This is a genomic window from Rheinheimera texasensis, from assembly GCF_964031785.1.
GTDB lineage: Bacteria > Pseudomonadota > Gammaproteobacteria > Enterobacterales > Alteromonadaceae > Pararheinheimera > Pararheinheimera texasensis_A.
Genome location: NZ_CAXIRE010000015.1, coordinates 239,472 through 257,432 on the forward strand (window position 1 = coordinate 239,472; position 17,961 = coordinate 257,432).

A 17,961-nucleotide genomic window follows, 5' to 3' on the forward strand; every position below is an offset into this window, starting at 1 on the left:
TTAGCTTTTGCTGTGCAGCCAACTTTGCGCTTCGGCTGCGCTGCAGTGGCTGGCAAAACCCGGCACTGCGACTATCTGTTTTTGCTGTCCGGCGATGATAAACGGCATGGAGCCACGTCGCCAGGGCGGCACTTCCCACAACTTACACCAGTCTTTTAACGCCTTGCTGTGATTACTCCCAGCTGATTTAAAGCGCTGATTCAGCTGTCCGGTATGAATTTCCAGCTGCGTTGTCATAACAAGCGCCAGCGGCAGACTGTGCCAATCTGCTGCGGGTGGCTGCGCACTCTGACTCCAGCAAAACTGCCAATGCTGCCACTGCAGCTGCTGTTCCGGCATCAGCCTGATGCCGTTTGCTGGCACAGCATTCAATTCAAACTGCGCCGTGGCGTCGAGCAGATACAACAAGCCATTAAAACGGCGTAATTGCCAGTCACCCCATTGCAGTAGCGGCTGCGCATCGGGCGCCGACTCCAGGAACACCTGACCAAACTCGCGAAGTTGCAAAGCAGAGGGCACTAAATCGTAGCGACTGAAATAAAAACGCAGTAATAAATCCCGTTGCGGATTTTGCCGCTGTACCAGCTGAGTTAAATCCAGTTGTTGCTGTCGCAGCACTTTGGGCAGTTCAATCGCAAGCTGTTGTTGCTGGTACTCCAGACTTTGCTGCAACAGCTGGCAACTGCGCGCAGTAGTCTGACTGATGGCCGGAAAACGTTGCTGCAACAGCGGCAATACATGCTGGCGCAGAAAATTGCGGTCAAAGCTGTCGTCCTGATTACTCGGATCTGTGACATATGACAGCTGCATGTCAACGGCATACTGCTCAAGCTCAGCACGGCTAAAAGCCAGCAATGGCCGCAGCAACACAGTACCGGCAAAAGGCTTTTGCGCGGCGATGCTACTGAGCCCTTGCAACCCGCTGCCACGTTTCAGTGCCAGTAAGATGGTTTCAAGCTGATCGTCGGCATGATGTGCGGTCAGCAATGCAGTGTCGGCATCCAACAAAGCCGCCAACGCCTGATAACGTAACGTACGGGCTTGTTGTTCGATATTGCGCTGCGGGTCTGTGAGCTTGACGTGGCAGACCTGAAAATCGACCTGTAAAGCCGCCGTCTGCGCCTGACAAAAAGCCACCCACTCATCCGCTTGCGTCTGCAGGCCGTGGTGCACATGAGCAGCGCTGAGTTCAAAGCCCGCAGTCTCGCGCAAACCGGCCAGCAGATGCAGTAACACTATGGAATCCAGCCCGCCACTCAGCGCCAGCAACAGTCTTGGCTTTGCGGCGGCATTCAATGCAGTCAGCACCGCCTGCTGCAGCCGTTGCTGCAGTGGTTGTGTCGTGGAGTGAAGTTCAGGGTTCAGTGGCATTGAGATAAAAAAGCCGCCTGACGGCGGCTTTCCTTTGAGCTTTATCAGCAATAACCGAAGGACATCAGGCGTTTATAACGCCGGTCCAGCAATTCAGCCACTGAGAATTTGTCCAGCTTGGCTAAATCACGTACCAGCGCAGCTTTAACGCCTTGGGCAATTTGCTCGTGCGAACGATGCGCACCACCGAGCGGTTCGTTGATGATTTCATCAATCAGCCCCAGCTCTTTGATGCGTGGCGCTGTCACGCCCATCGCTTCTGCCGCCAGTGGCGCTTTTTCCGCGCTTTTCCACAGAATAGACGCACAACCTTCCGGCGAAATCACCGAATAGGTACTGTATTGCAGCATGTTAACCTGGTCACCGACGCCAATGGCCAATGCGCCACCAGAACCACCTTCACCAATCACAGTACAGAGCACCGGCACTTTGAGGCCAGCCATCACTTTGAGGTTACGGGCAATAGCTTCACTCTGACCGCGCTCTTCCGCACCGATACCTGGATATGCACCCGGCGTATCGATAAAAGTGATAATCGGCATGTTAAAGCGTTCCGCCATTTCATACATGCGCAGCGCTTTGCGATAACCTTCCGGCTTAGGCATACCGAAGTTACGTTTGATTTTCTCGGCAGTATCGCGGCCTTTCTGATGACCGATAATCATCACCGGACGATCGCCTAAACGGGCAGTACCACAGACAATAGCCGGGTCATTGGCAAAAGCGCGGTCGCCGGCCAGCTCGTCAAAATCGGTAAAAATATGTTTGATATAGTCCAGCGTATAAGGACGCAGCGGATGGCGGGCTAACTGGGCGACCTGCCATGGACCTAACTCAGCAAAAATCTTTTTGGTCAGCGTCAGACTTTTCTCTTTGAGCTTGTTGACCTCCTCTTCGAGGCCCAGGTCAAACTCACCGTTACGGCTGACTTTGCGCAGTTCTTCTATTTTTGCTTCAAGTTCCGCAATCGGTTGCTCAAACTCTAAATAATTCAGCATCATCGACTGTCACTACCTACCTAATTAAATTCAAGTTGTATTGTTGCTAATTGTTTTAACTGATGCAACAAAGCGTCTGTGGGTGTGATCCACCAATCGGTGCCCAGTGCCAGCGTCACTGCGCCTTCCGTGCGCTGGTAACGTAATTTAACCGGCACTGTCCCGGCTTTAAATTCGTTCAGGACCTGCCGCAACTGCTGCAGTCGGTCCTGATTGAGTTTGTCAGCATCAATACTGACAAACAAATGTTTCAGGCATTTTTCCCTGGCCTGGGTGATCTCAACCACCTCGCGGCCGGTCATTGTAAGGCCGCCGCTGAAATCATCAAAGCTGACCTGTCCAGATACCACCAAAACTTTGTCTTTTTGCAGCAGATGCTCGAAGTTCTCGAACTGTTCGGGGAAAAAACGTACATCTAAGCGCGCCGATTTATCATCCAGCTGCACTAAAGCCCAGCGCCGGCCTTTTTTGTTGACCAACACCCGCACATTGACCACCAGGCCGCAGGCGTGCACCGTCTGATCGCGCCGCGTCGGCGTAAAATCAACTAACCGCGCCGTGGCATAATGGTGGATCTCGGCCAGATAACGGTTGATCGGGTGCCCGGTTAAATACAGCCCCAGCGTTTCGCGCTCGCCTTCCAGCCAGACTTCATCCGGCCAGGGCGGCACCACTTTAAAGGCTTTGGCGGAATTTTCCGGCTCTGGCGCTAAAGAACCAAACAAGTCGTCCTGCCCCATCGCCTGCGCTTTGGCTTGTTGCTCCGACGCTTTCATCGCTTCTTCAAGACTTGCCATCATCGCAGCCCGGTGCGGCCCCAGTTTATCCATAGCGCCGGCCAGAATAAGCTTTTCAATCACGCGTTTATTCAGCCGTTTGATGTCAACGCGATGGCAGAAATCAAATAAATCGTGGAAAGACCCACCGGCTTCGCGTGCCTCAATAATGGCTTCAATCGGGCCTTCACCGACACCTTTAATGGCGCCGATGCCGTAAACAATATGGCCGTCGGTGTTGACGGTAAACTTGTGCTGGCCGGAATTGACATCAGGCGGCAGCAACTTCAGTTTCATATTTTCGCATTCGTCGACCAGCGTGACGATTTTGTCGGTGTTGTCCATATCCGCCGACATCACCGCCGCCATGAATTCGGCCGGATAATGCGCTTTCATCCATAGCGTCTGATAAGACACTAAGGCATAAGCGGCAGAGTGCGATTTGTTAAAACCGTAACCGGCGAATTTCTCCACTAAATCGAAGATCTTCATCGCCAGTTCCGGATCTACGCCGTTCGCCGCAGCGCCGTTCTGGAAAGTGTCGCGCTGCTTGGCCATCTCTTCGGGTTTCTTTTTACCCATAGCACGGCGTAATAAGTCAGCACCACCGAGCGAATAACCCGACAAGACCTGAGCGATTTGCATCACTTGCTCTTGATAAAGAATGATGCCGTAAGTCGGTTCCAGAATAGGTTTCAGTGACTCGTGCTGCCAGGTCGCATCCGGATAAGAAATTTCTTCACGGCCGCGTTTACGGTCGATGAAGTTATCCACCATGCCCGATTGCAGCGGACCTGGCCGGAACAGCGCCACCAACGCTATCATGTCTTCGAAGCAGTCAGGCTGCAGCCGGCGGATCAAATCTTTCATACCGCGCGATTCAAGCTGGAATACCGCTGTGGTTTCCGCTTTCATCAGCATGTCGTAACTTTTCCGATCAACCAGCGGAATATGGTTGATGTCGACCAGCGGCTGATTGGTTTTTTTCAGCCGGTCGTTCACCATGTTGACCGCCCATTGCAGGATGGTCAGCGTGCGCAGGCCGAGGAAGTCGAACTTAACTAAACCGGCATATTCCACGTCGTTTTTATCAAACTGGGTAACCGGGTTATTGCCCTCAGCGTCGCAGTACACCGGCGCAAAATCGGTGATTTTGGTCGGCGCTATCACCACACCACCGGCGTGTTTACCGGCGTTACGGGTCACACCTTCGAGCCGGCGCGCCATGTCGATGAGGTCTTTCACTTCCTGATCCGACGCATACAGCTCCGGCAGGCGCGGCTCTTCAACAAAGGCCTGTTCCAGCGTCATGCCCGGTGTTGGCGGAATAAGCTTTGAAATACGGTCAACAAAACCATAAGGATGTCCCAGTACCCGGCCAACGTCGCGAATGACCGCCTTGGCCGCCATAGTACCGAAAGTAATGATTTGCGATACCGCCTCACGGCCGTACATGTCCGAGACGTGTTCAATCACTTCGTCGCGTCTGTCCATACAGAAGTCGACGTCAAAATCCGGCATTGATACCCGTTCCGGGTTTAAGAAACGTTCAAACAGCAGGTCAAATTCCAGCGGATCCAGATCGGTGATTTTCAGCGCATAAGCCACCAAAGAACCGGCGCCTGAGCCCCTACCAGGGCCTACCGGAATATCGTTATCCTTCGACCACTGGATAAACTCCATCACGACCAGAAAGTAACCCGGGAAACCCATCTGGTTTATCACGTCCAGTTCAATCTGCAGACGTTCATCATACGGAACACGTTTTTCCGCCCGCTCTGCTTCGTCCGGAAACAGAATTTTCATTCGGTCTTCCAGACCTTCGCGTGATTTCAGTACCAGGAAGTCGGCATCGGTCATGCCGCCGGTCGGAAAGGCCGGTAAAAAATATTCGCCAAGCCGGATAGTCACATTGCAGCGTTTGGCGATTTCGACTGAGTTGGCGAGCGCCTCAGGAATGTCGTGAAACAACGCGGCCATTTCATCAGCCGAGCGTAAATACTGGGATTCGCTGTAATTTTTTGGCCGGCGTTTATCTTCAAGCGTATAGCCATCGTGAATGGCGACACGAATTTCGTGGGCAGAAAAATCATCGGGCGTTAAAAACACCACTTCATTGGTCGCCACCACCGGCAAACCGGTGTTTTCAGCCAGCGTGACGGCATGTTGAATGTATAACTCTTCGTCCGGCCGACCGGTGCGAATGAGTTCAAGGAAAAAACTGTCGGGGAAATACTGCTGGTAAAACTGCACCAGCGCATCAGTACTGGCCTGATTGCCTTTGATTAAAGCTTTGCCGAGCGGACCGTCTTTGCCGCCGGAAATAACAATCAGGCCTTGGTGATGTCCGGCCAGCCAGTCGTGGTCAATTTGCGGTTTGTTGTCGACGTGCCCGCGTAAATAGGCTTTGGACAACAACATGGTCAGGTTCTGGTAGCCGTCGTTATCGGCGGCCAGCACTAATAAACGGCAGGCTTCGCCGGGGAATAACGGATGCTGCGCCCATAAATCGGCGCCAACAATCGGCTTGATACCGGCGTCGTGTGCAGTCGAATAAAACCGCACCAGACCACACATGTTCATCTGGTCGGTTAGCGCCAATGCTGGCATCGCCTGCTTTTTCGCGGCACCAACAATAGGTTTGATTTTCGACAAACCGTCGATCATCGAAAAATCGCTGTGCACCCGCAGGTGGACAAAAATCGGTTCCATCAATGCTCCGCCACGCACCAAAGGCCGTGGTTATAACAGCTCGCGCACCGGCCGGAAACTGCGGCGATGCTCCGCTAAAATGCCATATTGCTGAATTGCCGCCAGATGTTCGGCCGTCGGATAACCTTTGTGCCCGGCAAAATTATACTGCGGATGCAGCTGATGCAAGGCTTTCATCTCAGCATCGCGCGCCACTTTCGCCAGAATTGAAGCCGCACTGATCTCCGGCACCAGACTATCACCTTTCACCACCGCAGTGGCCCGGCCTTTCAGTCCATCCGGGATACGATTGCCGTCGATCAACACCCATTCCGGCTGGATATGCAGACCCGCTACCGCCCGCTCCATCGCCAGCATAGTGGCGTGCAGAATATTCAGCGCATCGATTTCATGCACTTCGGCACGGCCGAGGCTCCAGCTTAATGCTTTGGCTTTGATTTCATCAACCAATAATAACCGTTTCTTTTCACTGAGTTTTTTTGAATCATTTAAGCCAATGATTGGATTCGCCGGGTCAAGGATCACTGCGGCAGTGACCACTGCGCCGACCAAAGGCCCCCGCCCGACTTCGTCCACGCCAGCAATCAGTGTAAATGGCGGCCGGTTAAATTCTAAAGTCATGCGACATCTCCAGATGATGTGCGGTTTAACAACAAAGCGACTTCTTTGGCCGCTGTGGCACTGGCATCACAACGAATGCGCTGATGAATAGCGACAAAATCCTGATAAGTGTCATGCCCTTTGCTGCCAAGCAGCGGCTGCATCTGCGCGACTAAGGCTTCCACTGTGACCGCATCCTGCAGCAGTTCCGGCACCAGCGCTTTGTCGGCCAATAAATTCGGTAAGCTAAAATGTTTGAGTTTGACCATCCGTCTGGCTATCTGATAGGTCAGCCAGTTGGTCTTATAAGCCACCACCATCGGCGTTTTTGCCAGCATGGCTTCAAGCGTCGCAGTGCCGGAGGCAATATAAACCGCATCGGCGGCTGTCAGCACCTCACGCGCCTGGCCGATGAGCAGCTTCACATTTAAATCGGGCGCAACTTGCGCCTTAATCTGCTGATATAAATCAGCTTTTTGCGCTGTCACCATATTACAGACCAGCTGTAAACCCGGCATCTGTTGCTGTAAAGCCGCTGCAGCGCGGAAAAAATCCGGCGCCAGCAATTTGATTTCATTAGTGCGGCTACCGGGCATCAGCGCCAGCAATGGTTGATCTGCACTAAAGCCTAAAGCCGTTTTGAAGGCTATTTTATCAGGCTCCACCGGCATCTGATCTGCCAGTGTGTGGCCGACAAAAGCGCAAGGCACAGCAAATTTGTCGTAAAAAGCTTTTTCAAACGGCAACAATGCCAGCACAAGGTTAGTGGCTTTTTCAATTTTAAAAATGCGTTTTTGCCGCCAGGCCCAGACCGACGGACTGACATACTGAATGGTCTTGATACCGGCTTGCTTCAGTTTCAGCTCGACCGGCAGGTTAAAATCCGGTGCATCGATGCCAATAAATACATCGGGTTTATGTTGTTGAAAATGCGCCAGGATCTCACGGCGCACCTGCAGCAGACGTGGCAAGCGGCCCAGCACTTCGACAATGCCCATCACCGCCAGCTCTTCCATATCAAACACAGCGGTAAAACCCTGCGCGCGCATGCGCTCGCCGCCGATGCCATAAAATTCAGCGTCCGGAAAACGTTGTTTTAATGCGCGGATAAGGTCAGCACCGAGGATATCGCCGGAATGTTCACCGGCAATCAGGCCAATTCGAAGCGGAGAGTTTTGCACGAGGTTCATCCTGAAACAAACAGCAGGTGAATGCCGGAACTGCAGCTGGGCAGCCCGGCGCCACTATGAGTGAAAGATGCAGCTAGCGAACAATGCCGCGTGATGCGTTTTCAATAAAGTCAGTAAAAGCTTTTAACTGCGGCAGTTCAGCCGCTTTGCTCTGCAATTCAGCTAGCGCTTCCGGTACCGTCAGGCCTTGCCGGTACAACACTTTATAAGCGCGGCGAATTTCCAGAATGACTTCGGCAGTAAAACCACGGCGTTTTAAGCCTTCGCTGTTGATGCCGTGCGGCACCGCGTGTGAGCCGTGTGCCATTACATAAGGCGGCACATCTTTCACCACAATAGAACCGCCGCCAATAAAGGCATGGGCACCGATATGGCAGAACTGGTGGATACCGCTCATGCCGCCGAGAATAGCCCAATCGCCAATATGCACGTGGCCTGCCGCCTGAGCACCGCTGGCGAAAATGACATCGTCACCAATGACGCAATCGTGCGCCACATGACTGCTGTTCATATACAGGCCACGGCTGCCAATTTGCGTGATGCCTTTATCCTGAATAGTGCCACGGTGCACAGTGCAGTTTTCCCGGAACACGTTGTCGTTGCCGATGATTAGCTGCGTCGGTTCGTTGCGGTATTTTTTATCCTGACAGGCTTCACCGATACTGCAGAACTGGAAAAAATGGTTGCCCGTGCCAATACGGCTTGGGCCTTTGATCACCACGTGGGATTCCAGAATACAGTTGTCACCGAGCTCAACATTGGCGCCGATATAACAAAAAGGTCCGATCCGGACATTCGCGCCAATTTTGGCGCCGGCTTCAATCACCGCACTTGGATGGATCATATTAAAGCTCTCTTCTGGCACACATAATCTGGGCGGCACAAACGACCTGCCCGTCGACTTTGGCTTCGGCAGAAAACTTCCAGATATTGCGTTTTTCTACCAGGAACTTCACTTCGAGAATTAACTGGTCACCCGGTACCACAGGTTTTTTGAAACGCGCTTCGTCGATGCCGGCAAACAAATACAGTTCGTTTTCTTTGCGCTCGCTGACCGTTTTGAAACCAAGCAAACCTGTGGCCTGCGCCATGGCTTCCAGGATCAACACACCTGGGAAAATCGGCAGATTCGGGAAATGGCCGGTGAAAATCGGTTCGTTAATCGTGACATTTTTCACCGCCGTCAGGCTTTCACCGGGGACATAGTCCAGTACGCGGTCAATCAGCAGAAACGGGTAACGGTGTGGCAGCAATGCCATGATTTCCTGGACTTCCAGTGTGTTTAATGCAGTAGCCAAAATGATTCCTCTATCTGAAAAGAAGCGTTGCCGTCCGGTGCTTATTCAGCAGCCGGGCCGGCGGCAGGTGTCAGGGCAGCGACTTGCTGCTCCAGTTCACGCAAACGCTGATACATCTGATCCAGCTGCCGGTAACGCGCACTGTTTTTGCGCCATTCCAGGTTGGTCGCAGCTGGCATCCCCGACGAGTAAATCCCTTTTTCGGTGATGGATTTTATGATCATCGACATGCCGGTGATCTGCACGCCGTCGCAGATCTCCATATGGCCATTGATGGCACAAGCGCCACCGATGATGCAATATTTGCCAATCTTAGTACTGCCCGCCACCACAGTACAGCCGGCAATGGCGGTATGGTCGCCGATTTGTACGTTATGGGCGATTTGTACCTGATTGTCGATGATGCAATTAGTACCAATGACGGTATCTTCTAAAGCGCCGCGGTCAATTGTGGTGCTGGCACCAATTTCGCAGCGGTCACCAATGACGACGGTGCCCACTTGTGGGATCTTCAGCCAGTTGCCGCGCTGGTTGGCAAAGCCAAAACCATCAGCACCCAGCACAGCGCCACTGTGCACAATGCAATCTGCGCCCAGCCGCACCCGGTGATAAATACTGACATTGGCCCAGATTTTACAACCAGCACCGATAACAGCTCCTTCACCGATAAAACAGCCAGGGCCAATCTGGACGTTGTCGCCAATCACAGCGCCGGCGCTAATCACCACATGATGACCAATGGCAACATCGCGTCCCAGCCTAACATCGGCAGCGACCTGCGCTGTTGGTGCAATCCCTGTCGCGGCATGCGGTGTGGTATCCAGTAGCTGTGCCACTTTGGCAAAAGCGACATAAGGATCAGGCACCACTAATGCGGCCACCGGGCAAAATTCGACATCCGCCGCAGTCAGTAAAACCACAGACGCTTTGGTCTGCTGCAGATATTTGCGATATTTACTGTTGGACAGAAAAGTGATCTGCCCGGAAGCAGCATTTTCTAAAGTAGCAACGGCGCTGATGATTTCAGCGCCGTCTCCGTGCAGCTCAGCTGATAACAGCTGAGCCAATTCGAGCAGGGTAAAAGCTGGCATTATTTCGCTTTGCTAACCTGTGCAACCACAGCTGAAGAGATGTTGTACTCTGGCTTGGCATACACTGCAGCTTCAGCATTCAGAACGACGTCGTACTGTTCTTTTGCGGCGATTTGGTCGATGGCTGATTTGATCAGCGCCTGCAGTTTATTGCGCTCTTCCGTCTCACGGGCACGGATTTGTTCAGACAGCGGACGAGCCAGTTGCTCATACTGCTGCTGTTGTTTGCCGATATCTTCCTGCAGTTTTTTCTTCTGGTCTTCGCTCATCGTTGAACCATCACGTTTGAATTTCTCAACGTTGAAGGCGATGTCTTTTTCCAGTTTTTGTACTTCAGCAATTTTGCCACCGAATTCGGCTTTCATCGTTTCCTGCAGTTTCGCTGCTTGTGGCAGTTGCGAAAACACTTCACGTACATCAACAAAACCGACTTTCATTTCTTTGGCAGAGACGGCACCCGCCATCATCACACCGGCCACTAACAATGCTGTTTTAGAAAAAGCTGACTTGAACATGTTTCCTATTACCTCGAATAATATTTTTTAGAATGTAGTACCGATGTTGAAGCTAAAGTTCTCTTGCTCATCACCTTCATATTTGCGGATGATCTTCGCGAGACTAAAGGTTAATGGGCCCATCGGAGAGATCCATTGCACTGTTAAACCGGCCGAAACGCGCATCATACCTGCATCTGAATAATCCAGCAAACCCGGCTGGTAGTACGAAGAATCCAGTGCCTGCGTTAAGCCGTCGTAGCGGCTGATGTCAAATTCGGTATCCCAGACGTTACCGGCATCAACGAACAAGCTGGTCCGTACTGAGTTGGCGTAATCCTCTTTCAGGAATGGGGTCGGCGCAATCAGCTCGAGTGTACCGATCGCCATCGCGTTACCACCGAAAGAACGGCGAGAAACCTGATAGGTATCATACTTTGACGAATTTGGCAGACCGCCGGATGAACCGTTAAACGGATCCGGTAAACCCGGAATGGCGCTGACGTAACGATAGACGGCACGCGGACCAATGACGCGGTTTTCGAAGCCACGGAAGTTCTGACCACCGGCATAGAAACTGTCGTTAAATGGCAACGTATGGTCATAACCATTGTTGTCGCCATAACCGTTACCGTAACCCAGTTCCAGCTTACTGAGGAACGACCAGGCATGGTCACTGCTCAGTGGGATATAATGCCGCGCTTCAAAGTTGGTTTTGAAGTAGGTTAAATCCGAGTTTGGCGTCGTCACTTTAATGTTGGCGCCAAGGTAAGTCCCGTCCGTCGGGAATGTCCCGCGGTTTAACGTACTCATCACCCAACCGGCCAGCAGTTCATAGTTGGTAAACTTGTAGGCCGCATCTGGATTGGCAGCGTCAATCAATACACCACGGAAGTGCCGGATTTGGTCAAATTCCTGAATGGAATTGATGTCGTTCCACACCACGTTAGCGCCAAAATTCAACCGGTTAAAGTCGTTTAGCGGATAACCGAAGTTCACCCCTGTGCCGTAGCTCTTCTGGTTATAAGCCTCGAGACCTGCGCGGCTACCGTCGAAGTCAGAATAGAATACTGAGCCACCGAGACTCACGCCATCCAGCGTGAAATACGGGTCAGTAAAAGATAAATTGACGGATTTCTGGTACTTGTTGGTATTAAAACTGATACCAGCCGAATTGCCACTACCGAGGAAACTTTGTTGCTCCACGCCGAACTGGAACGCCAGGCCCTGGTAGCTGCCAAAAGACACACCGGCGTTGAAACTGCCTGACGGCCGTTCTTTGATTTTAAAAGTCACGTCGACTTTGTCATCCACGCCCGGCACGTCTTTGGTTTCAAACTCTACTTTTTCGATGTACGGCAGACGTTGAATAAAGAGCTTGGACATCTCCAACCGGTCATTGGACAACCAGGAGCCTTCCATCTGACGCATCTCACGGCGGATAACTTCGTCTTTGGTCGACGCGTTACCGGTCACAGAAATACGGTTGACATAAACACGTTTGCCCGGAGCGACATTAATCGACAATGCCACTTCTTTGGTGTCGTCATTGATATTGGTGCTGGTGCGGACCTTCGAGTTGGCATAACCGAAGCTCGCCAGGAATTTAGCGATACTTTCTTCGGTATAAGTCACCAGCGCGCCGTTATAGAGCTGGCCGTCTTTTAACGGCAGCATGGCTTTAATCAGTTCATCCTGACCAATCAGGTCGCCGACAAACTCGATACCTTTAATGGTGTATTGCACGCCTTCAGTAACCTGTAAGGTTACGTAGACCGAATTTTTGTCCGGGCTGACTGCCACTGTGTTGGCTTCGATATCAAAACGCAGGTAACCACGGTCCAGGTAGAAACTACGGATCTTCTCCAGATCGCCCTTCAGCGTATCTTTCTGATAACGGTCAGAAGACATAAAACGCCACCAAGGCAAATCGACCATCGACTCGATGTCTTTCATGATCTCTTCATCACTGAACAGCTCATTACCAACGATATTGATTTGGCGGACCGAGGCGGCATCGCCTTCTTTAAATTCCAGCTTAAGGTTGACCCGGTTCCGCGGCAGATAAGTCAGTTTGATTTCGACTTTGGCGTTGTATTTACCGACGCCATGGAAGAATTCAGTCAGGCCATTTTCCAGTTCACGGATAATGGTTTTATCCAGCTGCTCACCAACGATAATTTTTTGGTTGGTCAGACTTTCCTGTAACTGCTCTTCTTTGATGTCTTTGTTGCCGTCAAATTCTACGGCATTGATAGTCGGACGTTCTTTAACCCGGTAAATGATGGCATTGCCATCACGCAGCACTGTGATTTCATCAAAATGGCCGGCTGCATATAAGGTCTTGATACTTTTAGATAAGGTGTATTCTGTAACTGTGTCACCGATGTTAAACGGTAAATTATTCAGGGCTGCACCTAAAGCGACGCGTTGTAAGCCTTCCACCTGAATGTCTTGTACAGTAAAAGATTGTTCAGCGAGCACCGACGCGCTGGCAGAGGCCAGCCACATCGCAGCTACTAATCGTTTAATTGTCATTGTTTTGGACTACTTATGATTAGTTATTACAAACGAGAAATATCGTTGAGCAGCGCAATTCCCATTAACATCAGCAGAACGAAGGCTCCGATTTTAAAACCTGTCTCCTGCGCTTTCTCAGAGACCGGCCTGCCGCGTATTAGTTCCACGACAAGATACATTAAATGGCCGCCGTCCAAAATAGGCAGCGGCAGTAAATTTACCACGCCAAGATTGACGCTGATTAAAGCCAGAAAGGACAAAAACGCAATTAAACCAAGGTCTGCACTGCTACCGGCGCCCTGGGCAATCGAAATGGGTCCGCTTAAATGTTTGACCGACACATCACCGAAAATCAGTTTGCCTACCATCGAAAAGCTTAAGCGCACCAGTTGCCAGGTTTTTTGCACGCCCTGCCAGACGGCTTCCAGCGGGCCGTATTGCAAGTTGCGGATGTACTGCGGGTCGACCGGTTGCACCTTTGGCGACACGCCAAGGAAGCCCTGATGAAAACCATCAGCGGTTTGTTGCGACGCCGGCGTGACGCTCAGCGTCACCGGCTGGCCTGCCCGTTCAATTAACAGCGTAAGCGTCTTGCCCGGGCTGTTCTGAATGACTTTGACCATGCTGGCCCAGTCTGTCAGTGCCACACCTTCGAGCACCCGCAGCTTGTCGTCTAATTGCAGGCCGGCCGCAGCGGCCGGGCTGTTTGGCTGAACCAGGCCCACTTCCAGCAAAGGCCTGGCCTGCACCGGCACAATCCCCAGACTGCCAAATACCGAATCATGTTCAGGGTCAAACTTCCAGCCAGTTAAATCCAGCTGTACTTCAGCACCAGGGCTGTCGATATCATCCGCCATCGTCAGCGTCACGCTGTCGCGGCCAATCTGTTCGAGTAACAGCAGCTGCACACCCTGCCAGTCCTGCACTGCTTCGCCATTGACTGCAATGATCTGCTGGTTCGGTACATAAGCTCTGGCAGCGATGGAATCCGGGGCGACTTCAGCCACCACTGGGCGCAAACTCGGCACACCAATCAGATACATCAGCATCAGCGCGAAAATAGCAAACAGGAAATTGGCGACCGGGCCGGCGGCAATCACCGCCATGCGCTGTGGCACTGTTTTGCTGTCGAAGGCCAAGTCAGCAAACTGCGGTAACACCGGGTCGACGCGGCCATCAAGCATCCGCACATAACCGCCAAGTGGAATGGCGGCAATGACAAATTCCGTACCTTGCCGGTCGCGCCAGCTGAACAAAGTTTTGCCAAAACCAATCGAAAAACGCTTCACCAGAATGCCGTTTTTACGTGCCACCCCAAAATGGCCAAATTCGTGCACTGTCACCAGCAAACCCAGCGCAACAACAAAACTGAGCAAATTCCACAGAAAATCAGGCATCAGACAAAATCCTTTAACAACAACTGCGAATAAGTACGGGCCTGAGCATCCAGCGCCAAAATCTCTTCCAGTTCGGCAACATTACGGGCGGCGAAATGCGCCAGTACCCGCTCGTTGAGCGCAGCGATTTGCGGAAAACGAATTTGCCGGTTTAAAAAAGCCTCAACCGCAATTTCGTTCGCCGCATTTAACGCTGTGGTAGCGCCCTGCCCGGCGGCACAGGCTTGCTGCGCCAGCAATAAACAAGGGTAACGGCCATAATCCGGCGCTTCAAAGGTAAAAGACGGCACGTCAAAAAAGTTCAGCGGTTTGACATTGGAGGCGATGCGCTCGGGGAACGCCAGCGCATGGGCGATAGGTGTGCGCATATCCGGATTGCCAAGCTGTGCCAGCACCGAGCCGTCGGTATATTGCACCATCGAATGGATAATACTTTGCGGATGAATGACCACCTGAATATCGCTGACCGCGCAATTAAACAACCAGCGTGCCTCGATAAACTCAAGGCCTTTATTCATCATGGTCGCACTATCGACCGAAATCTTTTTGCCCATGTTCCAGTTCGGGTGGGCGACCGCCTGCTCCGGCGTGATTTGGTCAAATTCAGCCAGCGGCTTTTGCCGGAACGGCCCCCCGCTGCCGGTCAGCAGAATTTTAGCGATCCCGGCGCTTGCCAGTCGGCTTTGATAGCATTGCTGCTGCAAAGGCGCCGGCAGACACTGAAAAATGGCATTGTGTTCACTGTCGATCGGCAGCAAAGTGGCGCCATGTTGCTGTACGGCGCGGATAAACAGTTCGCCGCTCATCACCAGTGCTTCTTTGTTTGCCAGCAACACTGTCTTACCAGCTTTTACTGCAGCAAGGGTTGGTAGCAAACCAGCTGCGCCGACAATGGCTGCCATCACGATATCGGCATCCGGATGACCTGCAAGGTCCGCCAGCGCCTGCGCTCCACTGTACACTTCGGTAGCAACACCAGCTTGTTGTAACTGCCTGCGCAATGCAGCGGCATCTGCAGCATCTGTTAAGGCTGCATAACGTGGTTTGAACTGGATACATTGCTGCAGCAGCACATCGACGCGTTTTCCGCCGGTCAGCGCCAGTACCTGATACAACTCAGGATGCTGGGCAACCACATCGAGCGTGCTGCAACCAATAGAACCGGTCGCACCTAAAATCACCACCTGCTTTGGCATCAGAAGCCACCAAACAGCGCGACAAAAATAGCAAATAACGGCGCTGTCGCCGTCAGGCTGTCAATACGGTCTAGCATACCGCCATGGCCCGGGAAAATACTGCCACTGTCTTTGAGGCCGGCAACCCGTTTAAACATACTTTCCGATAAATCACCGAATACCGACAAAACAGTCAGGATCACTGCAGCACCAAACCACAGCACGGTTTGCTCTGGCCATTGCTGGCTGGCGGCGACGGCGGTGACTAACAACAGCACAAAAACCAGACCGCCGGCAAAACCTTCCAGCGTTTTGCCCGGACTGACGTCTGGCATTAATTTGTGTTTGCCAAAAGGTTTACCGATGACATAACCGCCGATATCGGCGGCCCAGACCAGGCCCAGCATCAGGCAAATTAGCCAGGCGCCGGTAAAACTCGACTGTTCGTAATTGACCTGACGCACCAGCCAAATCGCGGTGAAACTCGGCACTAAGGTCAACACACCCATCAGAATTTTGATAACACGGGACTGCGCCCAGAATTGCTGCGATGTGCGAAAGCTCAAGACCAGCAAGACGGCAATTAACCACCAGATCACACCCAGCCATAGAAGCGCCTCAACGGTGTAATTACTTTGAACCGGCCAGTGCAAAGCGGCCGGTGTCGCAAGGTAAACCGCGCCATACAGCACTGCGATTAACGTGGTAAAAGCGGTTTTACTGCTCAGGGTATGCCAGCCACAAAAACCGGCCCACTCCCAGGCGGCTACTGAAAAAGCAGTAGCAAGAAAAATAGCAAAGCCGACTGGCGGTAAATAAAACACCGCACCAAGCGCCAGCGGTGCCAGCACTAAAGCTGTGATCACCCGTTGTTTAAACAAAATCGTTATCCTTGTACAGTTGCTGCGGCCAGCTCGCGAATTTGCGCACCGGTGCAGCCAAAACGACGTTCGCGGCTGACAAAACTGGCAATAGCGTCAGCAAACACCTGATCGTCAAAATCTGGCCATAAGGTATCAATAAAAAGCAGCTCCGCATAGGCAGCCTGCCACAGCAAAAAGTTGCTGATGCGGATATCACCACCAGTGCGGATCATCAGGTCCAGTTCCGGCTGGTCGTGCATTTGGATATGGCTGGCGAGTAATTTTTCGTCGATGTCATCGGCACGCAAAGTACCGGCGGCAACCTGCCGGGCAAGTTGTTGCGCGGCCTGTGCAATGTCCCAGCGGCCACCATAGTTGGCGGCTACGTTCAGAGTCAGGCCGGTGTTACCGGCGGTCAAAGCTTCAGCTTCAGCGATTTTGGTTTGTAACTTAGTGCTGAAACGCGATAAATCACCGATGATTTTTAACCGGACCTGATTTTTATGCAGCAGTTTGATTTCTTTTTGCAGCACAAACATAAAGAGTTCCATCAGGCTGCTGACTTCATCTTCTGGCCGGCGCCAGTTTTCACTGCTAAAAGCAAACAGAGTTAACGACGGAATATTCAGCCGGCGGCAAAAACTGACGGCCCGACGCACTGCGTCGACACCTTTTTTGTGGCCCCAAACCCGCGGTTTGCCTTGCCGTTCCGCCCAGCGTCCGTTGCCATCCATGATGATACCAACATGCCGGGGCAGCGCCTGATCCATCGTCGTGCTTGAAATTGTCATCCGTCGAGAGTTCCGCATTAAATGCTGTTTTTATCAACAAAAAAGCGCCGCGAAGGGGTCTGCACGGCGCTTTCCATCAGCCATGGACAGTCATCAGACTTCCATGAGTTCCTTTTCTTTTGCTGCCAGAACTTCATCAATTTTCTTGATGAATAAGTCTGTCAGCTTCTGCGCTTCATCCACTGCGCGGCGTTCATCGTCTTCACTGATTTCTTTGTCTTTTTGTAACGCTTTAAAGTCGGCGTTGGCATCACGACGGATATTGCGGACCGCAACACGTGCACCTTCAGCTTCACCACGCACCACTTTGACCAAATCACGACGACGCTCTTCAGTCAGCGCTGGTAATGGCACGCGGATACTGGTGCCGGCACCGATTGGATTTAAGCCCAAATCAGATTGCATAATGGCTTTTTCCACGGCCTGAATCATCGAACGATCAAAAACTGTGATCATCAGAGTGCGGGAATCTTCAGCAGATACGTTCGCACATTGACGCAGTGGTGTATCTACACCGTAATAAGACACCTGAATACCATCAAGCAGGCTCGGGTGAGCACGGCCGGTGCGGATTTTTGACAGTTGGTTTTTCAGCGCTTCGACGCTTTTTTCCATCCGGGTTTTGCTGTCTTGCAGAATATCGTTAATCACTTCGTTGTTCCTTCGCGTACTGTCGGCTCGAAAA

Annotated in this window: 15 protein-coding genes; all 15 read right to left on the reverse strand. The window is 52.1% G+C overall.

Going from position 1 to position 17,961, the window contains the following annotated elements; genetic code table 11:
* The 15 genes from tilS to frr all read right to left on the reverse strand — a co-directional run bounded on the left by tilS (position 1) and on the right by frr (position 17,927).
* Positions 1 to 1,371, reverse strand: a complete 1,371-nt coding sequence (tilS, locus tag ABNT34_RS05675) for a tRNA lysidine(34) synthetase TilS (protein ID WP_348729600.1) — start codon at positions 1,369 to 1,371, stop codon at positions 1 to 3.
* Positions 1,372 to 1,415: 44 nt separating this feature from the next.
* Positions 1,416 to 2,372, reverse strand: coding sequence for an acetyl-CoA carboxylase carboxyl transferase subunit alpha (gene accA / locus ABNT34_RS05680; RefSeq protein WP_348729601.1), 957 nt, complete (start codon positions 2,370 to 2,372; stop codon positions 1,416 to 1,418).
* A gap of 17 nt (positions 2,373 to 2,389) precedes the next feature.
* Entirely contained in the window at positions 2,390 to 5,857 is a 3,468-nt protein-coding gene (gene dnaE, locus ABNT34_RS05685) for a DNA polymerase III subunit alpha (RefSeq protein ID WP_348729603.1), read from the reverse strand.
* Positions 5,858 to 5,887: 30 nt separating this feature from the next.
* Positions 5,888 to 6,478, reverse strand: coding sequence for a ribonuclease HII (gene rnhB, locus ABNT34_RS05690; RefSeq protein WP_348729605.1), 591 nt, complete (start codon positions 6,476 to 6,478; stop codon positions 5,888 to 5,890).
* Positions 6,475 to 7,647 (reverse strand): lipid-A-disaccharide synthase, encoded by a 1,173-nt coding sequence (gene lpxB / locus ABNT34_RS05695; RefSeq protein WP_348729607.1) that lies wholly within the window; start codon positions 7,645 to 7,647, stop codon positions 6,475 to 6,477. Before lpxB ends, rnhB begins: the two co-directional genes overlap by 4 nt.
* 73 nt (positions 7,648 to 7,720) lie before the next feature.
* Entirely contained in the window at positions 7,721 to 8,491 is a 771-nt protein-coding gene (gene lpxA, locus ABNT34_RS05700) for an acyl-ACP--UDP-N-acetylglucosamine O-acyltransferase (protein WP_348729609.1), read from the reverse strand.
* Position 8,492: 1 nt separating this feature from the next.
* Positions 8,493 to 8,945, reverse strand: a complete 453-nt coding sequence (gene fabZ, locus ABNT34_RS05705) for a 3-hydroxyacyl-ACP dehydratase FabZ (RefSeq protein WP_348729611.1) — start codon at positions 8,943 to 8,945, stop codon at positions 8,493 to 8,495.
* A gap of 41 nt (positions 8,946 to 8,986) precedes the next feature.
* On the reverse strand, positions 8,987 to 10,036 hold the full coding sequence (gene lpxD / locus ABNT34_RS05710; protein WP_348729613.1) for a UDP-3-O-(3-hydroxymyristoyl)glucosamine N-acyltransferase: 1,050 nt from the start codon (positions 10,034 to 10,036) through the stop codon (positions 8,987 to 8,989).
* A complete protein-coding gene (locus ABNT34_RS05715) occupies positions 10,036 to 10,551 on the reverse strand; it encodes an OmpH family outer membrane protein (RefSeq protein WP_031571634.1) in 516 nt (171 codons plus the stop codon). Before ABNT34_RS05715 ends, lpxD begins: the two co-directional genes overlap by 1 nt.
* 27 nt (positions 10,552 to 10,578) lie before the next feature.
* A complete protein-coding gene (gene bamA, locus ABNT34_RS05720) occupies positions 10,579 to 13,068 on the reverse strand; it encodes an outer membrane protein assembly factor BamA (RefSeq protein WP_348729615.1) in 2,490 nt (829 codons plus the stop codon).
* Positions 13,069 to 13,094: 26 nt separating this feature from the next.
* Positions 13,095 to 14,447 (reverse strand): sigma E protease regulator RseP, encoded by a 1,353-nt coding sequence (gene rseP / locus ABNT34_RS05725; protein WP_348729617.1) that lies wholly within the window; start codon positions 14,445 to 14,447, stop codon positions 13,095 to 13,097.
* Positions 14,447 to 15,646, reverse strand: a complete 1,200-nt coding sequence (ispC, locus tag ABNT34_RS05730) for a 1-deoxy-D-xylulose-5-phosphate reductoisomerase (protein ID WP_348729728.1) — start codon at positions 15,644 to 15,646, stop codon at positions 14,447 to 14,449. The genes rseP and ispC overlap by 1 nt, the downstream gene beginning before the upstream one ends.
* Positions 15,643 to 16,503, reverse strand: coding sequence for a phosphatidate cytidylyltransferase (locus ABNT34_RS05735; RefSeq protein ID WP_348729619.1), 861 nt, complete (start codon positions 16,501 to 16,503; stop codon positions 15,643 to 15,645). Before ABNT34_RS05735 ends, ispC begins: the two co-directional genes overlap by 4 nt.
* A gap of 5 nt (positions 16,504 to 16,508) precedes the next feature.
* On the reverse strand, positions 16,509 to 17,276 hold the full coding sequence (gene uppS / locus ABNT34_RS05740; RefSeq protein WP_348729621.1) for a polyprenyl diphosphate synthase: 768 nt from the start codon (positions 17,274 to 17,276) through the stop codon (positions 16,509 to 16,511).
* 93 nt (positions 17,277 to 17,369) lie between these two features.
* Positions 17,370 to 17,927, reverse strand: coding sequence for a ribosome recycling factor (frr, locus tag ABNT34_RS05745; protein WP_348729623.1), 558 nt, complete (start codon positions 17,925 to 17,927; stop codon positions 17,370 to 17,372).
* Positions 17,928 to 17,961: the final 34 nt, after the last annotated feature.

Coding starts and splice junctions, on each gene's coding strand:
- lpxB (WP_348729607.1), bottom strand. CDS start 7,647: ATGAACCTCGTGCAAAACTCTCCGCTTCGAATTGGCCTGATTGCCGGT.
- uppS (WP_348729621.1), bottom strand. CDS start 17,276: ATGACAATTTCAAGCACGACGATGGATCAGGCGCTGCCCCGGCATGTT.
- lpxD (WP_348729613.1), bottom strand. CDS start 10,036: ATGCCAGCTTTTACCCTGCTCGAATTGGCTCAGCTGTTATCAGCTGAG.
- dnaE (WP_348729603.1), bottom strand. CDS start 5,857: ATGGAACCGATTTTTGTCCACCTGCGGGTGCACAGCGATTTTTCGATG.
- rnhB (WP_348729605.1), bottom strand. CDS start 6,478: ATGACTTTAGAATTTAACCGGCCGCCATTTACACTGATTGCTGGCGTG.
- rseP (WP_348729617.1), bottom strand. CDS start 14,447: ATGCCTGATTTTCTGTGGAATTTGCTCAGTTTTGTTGTTGCGCTGGGT.
- tilS (WP_348729600.1), bottom strand. CDS start 1,371: ATGCCACTGAACCCTGAACTTCACTCCACGACACAACCACTGCAGCAA.
- ABNT34_RS05715 (WP_031571634.1), bottom strand. CDS start 10,551: ATGTTCAAGTCAGCTTTTTCTAAAACAGCATTGTTAGTGGCCGGTGTG.
- lpxA (WP_348729609.1), bottom strand. CDS start 8,491: ATGATCCATCCAAGTGCGGTGATTGAAGCCGGCGCCAAAATTGGCGCG.
- accA (WP_348729601.1), bottom strand. CDS start 2,372: ATGATGCTGAATTATTTAGAGTTTGAGCAACCGATTGCGGAACTTGAA.
- bamA (WP_348729615.1), bottom strand. CDS start 13,068: ATGACAATTAAACGATTAGTAGCTGCGATGTGGCTGGCCTCTGCCAGC.